Origin of the sequence: Methylobacterium sp. E-065 (assembly GCF_022829605.1) — a bacterium.
In the GTDB taxonomy this organism is placed as follows: Bacteria; Pseudomonadota; Alphaproteobacteria; order Rhizobiales; family Beijerinckiaceae; genus Methylobacterium.
Map to the genome: position 1 here is coordinate 1 of NZ_JAKSYD010000126.1, position 3,040 is coordinate 3,040.

Sequence of the window (3,040 nt, forward strand, 5' to 3'; positions counted from 1 at the left end):
GTACAGGCCTTCGACCTTGAGCGTCACGGCCGAAGAGCGGAAGAAGTTCAGGAACGAGTCGACCGGGAGCGCGTACTCCATGCCGCCGCCGACCGCGTAGCCGGTGCGGAAGCTGTCGTTGCCGGCGTAGCCGCCGAACGAGCGGTCAGCGCTGCCCGAGCCGTAGGCGAAGCCGCCTGTGCCGTACACGAAGGTGCGGTCGAAGGAGTTGCTGAGGTGGCCGCGCAGGGTTGCGAGGTATGCGACGCCTCGGCCGACCGCGTAGCCGTTGCGGAAGCTGTCGTTGCCGGCGTAGCCACCGAAGGGGCGGTCAGCGCTGCCCGAGCCGTAGGCGAAGCCGCCGGTGCCGTACACGAGGGTGCGGTCGAAGGCGTAGCCGAGGCGGCCGCGCACGGTGCCGAAGTAGTCGAGGCTCGACAGGCCGCGCGGGTCGGTCACGTAGTAGCCGGGGGCGACGGCGCCGTTGATGAAGGCGTTGTTCCGGTTGCGGCCGAAGTCGAGGTACTGGGCGTCGGCCTCGATGCCGACGACGACGCCGGAGCCCGGGGTGAACTGATAGTTGTAGCCGACCTGGGCGCCGCCGGAGAAGCCGTCCTGGCTGCGATCGCGGAAGGTCGCGGTCGTGCCGACAGCGGCGTAGGGAGCCGGGACGCCGAAGACCGAGCTGTTCGAGCGGCTGGAGGCGTCGAAGGCGTAGCCGGCGTTGATACCGAAGTAGGCGCCGGTCCAGGTGAACACCGGCACGGGGGTGAACACGGGCGGCGGGGCAGCGCGGCGCGGCAGGTCGGCGGCCGAGGCGGCGGCCGTCAGGGCCGTGAAGGCGGCCAGCGAGGCCAGGAGCTTGGTCATCACGTCAGGTCCAAAATTCAATCTGGAGCTATGACTACCGGACGGTGAGCCAAATGGCTGTAGTTTTACCGACACACCGGCCAGCCTCGACAGCCCCTATCGTAGTAAATCATCTATGAACGCGCGCTAGACCGTCGCAATACTTTGCGCCGTACACGTTCGAGCGGCACAACATCCTAGAGGCGCTTTGGTTTCCGCCCATCGGTACGTTGCCAGCTGGCTGTGGCTGAGATGCTACAGGGTGGATCGTCCAATTCGCTGCAGAGTGGGTCGCTTACCGCGTTCTCAGCAAACCATGCCGATCCGGCCCGAGCACCGCTTCTTCTATCCCATCAACTGGCCACGGCTCTCGGTTGCGCTGCACAACTTCTCGTAGGATTTCACTGTCTTTCAACCACAGCTTTAACTCGTTCAAGTTACTGGCCGATCCGGTAGGTATCTTGGCTCTATGACGTGAGATGACGGCCCCTCGACGTCGTCCTGACTGAGCAAGCCATGATCCGCGTCCTGACCTGTGTCACGCAGCAGCACGACCTGCGCCTCGTCGCACTCTCGGCAATCATTTGTGCGCTTGGGTGTTTCGCCACGGTTGCCCTGATGGCCCGTGCCGTAGCCGATGATCGCGCGCTCGTGCGATCTCTCCTACCGGCGGCGACCATCTTCGGCGGTAGCATCTGGTCGCTGCACTTCGTCGCCATGCTGGCGTTCCGACCCGGGGCGCAGGTCGCCTACGATCTTGACCTCACCGCGGCATCGATCGTCGTTGCCATCGCTGGCTCCTTCGCCGCGCTGTGTCTGTGGCGGCGATTGTCTGCCGCACCGCTTGGGGTCCCGCTGGCCGGCACCGTACTCGGGCTGGCGATAACCGGGATGCACTATCTCGGCGTCGACGCGATGGCCGCCTCCAGCCTCGTGCTGTTCGATCCCGATTATGTCGCCGCCTCGATCCTGGTCAGCGTCGCGTTCTCCATCCTAGCCCTGGCGCGCACCGGCAGGCTGACGAGCCTCGGCCGCCGCATCGAGGTCACTGGCTGGCTCGCGCTGGCGATCTGCGGCCTGCACTTCACCGGCATGACTGCCGTCACGGTCGCGCCGATCGCGCTGCGGGAGGGCGAGAGCTACGTGCTCGGTTCGACCCCACTCGCCCTGACGGTCGCTGCCGTCAGCCTCGCGGTGCTGATCGCCGGCCTCGTCGCCCTAGCGCTGCAGCAGCACCTGTCGCAGCGCGATCGGCGCGACCTCAGCCGCATGCGCCTGCTCAGCAACCTCGCGCACGAGGTGCTGTTCATCCATCGCGACGGCGAAGTGCTGGAGGTCAACGACGCCGGCGGTCGCCTGTTCGGGATGGCCCCCGACCAGATCGTCGGCCGGCCGGTGCTCGACCTGTTCTCACAGGCCGACGTCCCGGCGCTGCTGCGGCGCACGCGCTGCCGCTCGGAGGATCTGCGACCCGAGGAGTTCGAGATCCGCACCGCCGCCGGCACGCACGTGCCGGTCGAGTTGTCCTGCCGCACCATCGAGTTCGGCGGCAAGCCCGCCACCGCCGTCGCCCTGCGCGACCTTACCGACCGCAAGCGCGACGAGGCCCGCATCCGCCACCTCGCCCTGCACGACGCCCTGACCGACCTGCCCAATCGCTACCTGCTGGAGCAGCGCCTCGGCCCGGCACTCGATGCCGCCGCCCTGGACGGGACCGGCGTCGCGGTGATCTACCTCGACCTCGACCGGTTCAAGGCGGTCAACGACCTGCACGGCCACGCCACCGGCGACGCGCTGCTGGTCCAGGTGGCCAAGCGGATGCTGACCGAGCTGCGCCCGAGCGACACCCTGGCCCGGGTCGGGGGCGACGAGTTCGTGGGGGTGCTCACCGTCGCGCGCGCGCCCCCGAGGCTCGCCGCGACGCTGCCGGGCCTGCGCCGGGTCCGGTCGCTCGCCACCGGGTCGAGCCGAGCGAGGGCGCGGGCGCCCCGGGCGGCCGCGTGCGCTTCCGATTCGAGGCAACATCGCCATATTGCTTAGTGGACGATCATACCGGCCGCCAGGAAAGACGAATTCGCTGTTACGCACCACGGCCATTTCAGCGAGGATCGCTTGCGTGGCGGCAGAGAGCGGCACTCGATGCTCAACACCTCCCTTCATCCGTTCGGCCGGCCCAGTCCAGGTTCCGGCCGCTCGGGCGAATTCGCACCCC

General features: G+C 67.9%; 1 protein-coding gene and 1 pseudogene. One reads left to right on the forward strand and one right to left on the reverse strand.

Features of this window, described 5'->3' with window-relative positions:
• The coding region (locus tag MKK84_RS17325; RefSeq protein WP_243921825.1) for an outer membrane protein at nucleotides 1-849 on the reverse strand (849 nt) is incomplete at its 3' end.
• A gap of 696 nt (nucleotides 850-1,545) precedes the next feature.
• Here MKK84_RS17325 and MKK84_RS17330 point away from each other — a divergent pair.
• A pseudogene (locus MKK84_RS17330) lies at nucleotides 1,546-2,664 on the forward strand (MHYT domain-containing protein); the annotation flags it as partial.
• Nucleotides 2,665-3,040 lie beyond the last annotated feature (376 nt).